The sequence below is a fragment of the Roseateles sp. genome, from assembly GCF_031397715.1.
Lineage (GTDB): Bacteria > Pseudomonadota > Gammaproteobacteria > Burkholderiales > Burkholderiaceae_C > Paucibacter_A.
On the sequence record NZ_JANNMI010000282.1, the window covers coordinates 1 to 5093 of the forward strand.

Annotated in this window: 5 protein-coding genes; 2 read left to right on the forward strand and 3 right to left on the reverse strand. The window is 64.9% G+C overall.

Annotation, left to right across the window (positions count from 1 at the left end; translation table 11 throughout):
• Together RMO57_RS12390 and RMO57_RS12395 are read right to left on the reverse strand one after the other, a co-directional pair.
• The coding region (locus tag RMO57_RS12390; protein ID WP_310387023.1) for a M20/M25/M40 family metallo-hydrolase at positions 1 to 1403 on the reverse strand (1403 nt) is incomplete at its 3' end.
• A gap of 50 nt (positions 1404 to 1453) precedes the next feature.
• Positions 1454 to 2326: an alpha/beta hydrolase gene (locus RMO57_RS12395; RefSeq protein ID WP_310387025.1), complete on the reverse strand. Its 873-nt coding sequence runs from the start codon at positions 2324 to 2326 to the stop codon at positions 1454 to 1456.
• A 161-nt stretch (positions 2327 to 2487) separates the two neighbouring features.
• Between RMO57_RS12395 and RMO57_RS12400 the strand changes: the two genes are divergently transcribed.
• Both RMO57_RS12400 and RMO57_RS12405 read left to right on the forward strand, forming a co-directional pair.
• Complete coding sequence (locus RMO57_RS12400) at positions 2488 to 3819, forward strand: hypothetical protein (protein ID WP_310387027.1); 1332 nt, start codon at positions 2488 to 2490, stop codon at positions 3817 to 3819.
• A gap of 11 nt (positions 3820 to 3830) precedes the next feature.
• On the forward strand, positions 3831 to 4376 hold the full coding sequence (locus RMO57_RS12405; protein ID WP_310387029.1) for a hypothetical protein: 546 nt from the start codon (positions 3831 to 3833) through the stop codon (positions 4374 to 4376).
• Positions 4377 to 4522: 146 nt separating this feature from the next.
• Here the strand turns inward: RMO57_RS12405 and RMO57_RS12410 are convergent.
• Positions 4523 to 5093 (reverse strand): IS5 family transposase (locus RMO57_RS12410; protein WP_310387030.1); only part of this gene is annotated, 571 nt, incomplete at its 5' end.

Here is a 5093-nt window from a genome sequence, read left to right on the forward strand (position 1 = left end):
TTGGGCCCATGGGCGTTGCTCTTGGGGCCGAGCACGCCGCAGACCATCATCTGCGCCTTCGGGAAGCCCTTGGCCAGCATGCTCATCAGCGGGATCGTGCCGCCCTGGCCGATGAAGCCGACCGGGGCGCCGAACTGGGTGTTGGACGCGGCGTTGAGCGCATCGTGTAGCCAGGGGGCGAGCTCGGGCGCATTCCAGCCGGTGGCGCCGAGCGCGCCGGCGCGGCCATCGGCGTGGAAGGTCACCTTGGCGTTGTAGGGCGCGTTGTCTTCGAGCAGTTGCTTGAGCTTGAGCGAGGCTTCGTTGCCGTCGACCAGCGGGGGCAGGCGCAGGCTGAGCTTGAAGGCGGTGTAGGGGCGCAGCACATTGCCGGCGCTGCCGAGTTCGGGCAAGCCGTCGACGCCGGTGACTGACAGCGTGGGCCGCCAGGTGCGGTTGATCAGGGCCTGCGTGGGGTCGGTGGTGGTGGGCAAGGTCAGCGCCCCGTCGGCGCCGCAGGCCCAGGGGAAGCGCTTGTAGACCTCGTCTTTCAGGATCTCGGCGCTGGCGCGCGCCTGCGCCAGCCGAGCGGCCGGCACTTCGCAGTGAAAGCTCTGCGGCAACAGCTCGCCGGTCTGGCTGTCTTCCAGGCGGTCGAGCACATGGCGCATGACGCGAAAGCTCGAAGGCACCAGGCCGCTGGCGTCGCCCGAGTGCACGCCCTCGGTCAGGATCTCGACCTTGAGCACGCCGCTGACCATGCCGCGCCGGTTGGTCGTGAGCCACAGCTGGTCATAGTTGCCGGCCCCCGAATCGAGGCAGATCACCAACGACACGTCGCCCAGCCGTGGCCGCAGCGCGTCGATGTACGGCAGCAGGTCGTAGGAGCCCGACTCCTCGCAGGTCTCGATGATGCCGACGCAGCGCGGCCGCGGGATGCCCTGCTTGTCCAGCGCCATGATGGCGGTCAGCGAGGCATAGACCGCGTAGCCGTCGTCGGCGCCGCCGCGGCCATAAAGCTTGCCGTCCTCGTACTTCGGTGTCCAGGGGCCGAGGTCACTGCGCCAGCCGCTGAACTCGGGCTGCTTGTCCAGATGGCCGTACAGCACGATGGTGTCGGCGCTGTCCAATTTGGTGGCCGGCACCTCGAAAAAGATAATCGGCGTGCGGCCTTCCAGGCGTATCACCTCCAGCGTCAGGCCGGCCACCTTCTTGCCCTCGACCCAGGCGGCAGCATCGCGCAGCACCCGCTCGATATGACCATTAGCGGCCCAGTCGGCATCGAACATCGGGCTCTTGGCCGGAATCGCGATGTACTGGGTCAGCGCGGGGACGATTTCATCGTCCCAAACCTGGGCCGCAAAATCGGCGATGGCGCTGGCTTGGTCGGCCGGCAGGGGCAAGGCGGGGTCGCGTGCATTCATGATGAGGTTCCAGCTGATGGCGGAGAGCGTCAATCTTAGAACAGGCGTGCTCAGCCGGCACCGAAACGCCCCGCTAGCCAAGTTTGCAGGCGCCCAAACACCTGCTCGCGCTCCGGCTCATTGAAAATTTCGTGAAACAAGGCCTCAAAACAATGTGTTGTCACCAAGGCCTGCGGCGCATTGGCGGCAAATTCGGCGCTGCCGGCGGGTGCCACGCAGCGGTCGCTGCCGGCCCAGATCAACAGCGTCGGCACGGCCCAATCGGCTGCATGCTGGCGCACCAACTCGCCGCCGTCCACGATCGCTCGCGCCAAGATCGGCGTGAGTCGGTCATGCACCAGCGGATCATGGTCATAGGCCTTGACCACCGCCGCATCACGCGAAATCCATTTGGACTTGAGCCCATTGCTCACCGCCAGATGCGGCACCAACGCCACACCCAAGGCCAGTTGCAGGCGCTGCAACACGGACATGCCCGGGTCCAACGCCGGCGAGCTCAAGACCAAGGCATCAATCGGCCGAAACCACATCGGCAACTGCCCGCCGCTGCTGGCAGCCAGGCCGCCGGCCACAAAGCGCGCCGCCACCAAGCCGCCCATGCTGTGGCCCAGCAAGACCAGCGGGCCGCGGCCGAGCTGTGGGTCGGCGCGCAACTCATCGATCACCAAGGCCAGATCTCCCAGCATGCTTTCACCATCGGCGCTATCACCGCGCGGCCCGCCGGAGGCGCCATGGCCGCGCTGGTCATGGCCGACCACATGCCAGCCCCAACTATTCAAGCGCGCCGCCAACGCCTCATAACGGCCAATATGCTCGCCCAGGCCATGCACAATCAACAACGTGCCGCGGGCCGGCTCCATGCCGGGCTTGCTCCACTGCCGCCAATGCAGCGGAGTGCCGTCATCACATCTCAAAGTACGCATGGGGCAAAGTGTAGGCAGGCCAGACCCTCCAAGGACTCAGGGCTTGCCCGGTCGGTAGAACTACGCAAGCAGGTCACGCAACTGGGCAACAAAGCGGTGTGCGGCTGGTTTGGCTTGGATCTGACAGCCCTACACTGGCGCGTTGCTAAGCCATTCGCCCTATGAGATCAACTCTTACGCTGCTCTTGAGTCTGTTGCTGACCGCCTGCGCTGCACCCAAGTACACCGTCGATGATGGGCGTAAGGTGGATGAAAGCCTGCTGGCCAATATCCGCGCCTATGGCAATGGGGAGCAAAGCCTGCGGCCGGCAATTGTGCGCAGCGCCATGCTCAAGGATGCCACGTGCGACCACCAATGGGAGCTGCCCTTCGCGGTGGCCACCAGCTACGGCTGGGCCGACAACGACCGCGTGGCCTGGGTGCGCGGCCTGAACGTTGACGAGCGCTTGACGGTGGTGGCCGCGGCACCCAATTCGCCCCTCAATCCGGGCGACAAGTTGCTGGCCGTGGCGGGCCAAAAAGACCAGGATAGCGAACGCCTGCTGGCCACCCTGGCCGATGCGCGCGACGCCGGCAAGCCGTTTTCCGTCACCCTCAGCAGCGGCGCCAGTCGCACCGTCAACCCGTTTGAGGTCTGCCGCGGCTACGCCCGCCTGGCCCCACCCAATACGCCCGAGGTGCAGGACTACCACTGGCTGCTGAGCCTGCATTCGCTGGAGATTTCCAAAGCCCAGCTCAGCGAAGACGAGGCCTTGTGGGCGGTGCTGTGGACGCAGGGCCTGTCCGAAGAGGGCGGCGCACGCATGAAGACTTACCACTACGGAACCAAGATCGCCGGCACGCTCTACAACCTGGCCACCCTAGCGACCGGTTTGCACGGTGCCGCCTTGGCCGCTCAGGCGGCGGTCAACACGGCCAAGATGGCGGCCAAGTCGGTCGCCTCCGAGATTGTCAAACAGCAGCTGATCGAGCAGGGCAAGGCGTTGGCGGCGCAGCGCATCCGCGAGGGCTTGATCGATGCCGGCAAGGAGCTGACCAAGCAGCAAGTGATGAACGGTCTGCAAGCCGCTGCCGTCAACCGCAGCTCGTTGTCGGGCGTGGCCTGGATCGCTTCGACCGTGTTTGATCAAGCCGATCAATGGGCGTTCGAGCGCGCCGAAAAGCTCGGCGCCGACCCCTTGGCCGGTTTCAGCCTGCACCAAAAGATGCTGGAACGCAGCCTCGCCGGCAATGCCTTTGCGCTCGACATTGAGCGCCTCGAATCACTCAGCAAGCGCGCCCAGACCAAGGGCCTGGACGCGCAGATGCAGGCTATTTTGCGCGGCTTCAAGGCCAGCGAACTGGCGCTTGAGATTGGCACGATGCCGCTGGCCACGGCCAGCGAGTCGTTCTCCTTCGAGAGCGCCAGCGACCCCGGCAGCGAGCGCTTTTCGCGCGGCTTGATTGATGCCATGCTGGACATTCCGGCCGAGTCGGGTGGCCATAGAAAATGACGATGACATCCATGCAAAAAGTTAGCACAAGGCTGTGGCCCGCCGCGCTGAAGTTGGCTATCGCGGCTTTGGTCTTGAGCCCTCGCCTGGCGGTGGCGCAGGCGCAGTCTCCGGCCTTGCCACCTATCGCCGACGCCGCGTCGGCAGCCGTCGCCGCCGAGCCCGCTGCGTCGGCCGCCCCGGCCCCGCCCACTTGCTCGGTGCTGACCCAGCGCGCCATGTCGGCCGACCTGCGCGCCACCACGGCTTTGGCGCAAGGCAAGCCGGTGGACGACCTGGCCAAGCTGTTTGACGGCGCGGTCGCGCAATGGACCTTGGCCTTGGACAGCTGCGAAGGCCGGCCGCGTGAGCGGGCGCAGAAGAACCTCAGCGACAACGAACGCCAGCGCGGGCTGATTGCCGAGCGCCAGGCCGCTGGCTCGCAATGTGAACTTTCGCATCGCGATGCCGCATCCCTGCAGGAGCTGGCGCGCCAGGCCTTCGGCGAGCGCCGCTGGGTTGACGCAGCCTCGCTGTACGGCAAGACGGAAATCATGTGGGACTTGGGGATGGCCTGAACAACCCAGCCTGAAGTTTGCTATCGAATTCAAACCGGCCGGCGTTGCGGAAGCCACACCCGTCAGCCGGCAAACATCACGGGTTCCGGCCATATTTGAGCGTCCGCCCACCCCTTTCGAGGCAGTAACGCCAATTTCAGGCGCACTCATGCGCTGAAACCCATCAATTGACGCCGCGCCATCCAAAGGTTGGACAGCGCAAACAACGTCATCAGTTGCGCCGTGTTCTTCTTCAAGCCGCGATACCGCACCTTGACATAGCCGAACTGGCGCTTGATGACCCGAAACGGGTGCTCAACCTTGGCCCGAATACCTGCCTTGGCTTTCTCGATCTTGTCAGTCAAGGCATCGCGCTCGTTCTCCAGATCAAGCGCCGCCCGCTTGCCTGGGCGCATGGCGATATGCCATGCGACACCTGCCTTGGCATCCGGGCGCTTTTCAATGCCCTGGTAGCCGGCATCTCCAAAGGCCTCCTTCTCTTGACCGTGCAGCAAACTATTGCCTTCGGTGACGTCGCTGACATGTGCGGCCGTCCCGCGCACGGTGTGAACCAAGCCCGACTCGGCGTCCACGCCGATATGCGCTTTCATGCCGAAATACCACTGCTTGCCCTTTTGGGTCGAGTGCATTTCCGGGTCTCGTTTCTTGTCCTTGTTCTTGGTGGAACAAGGGGCCGCAATGATGGTGGCGTCTACAGCCGTACCGGCCTTGAGCAGC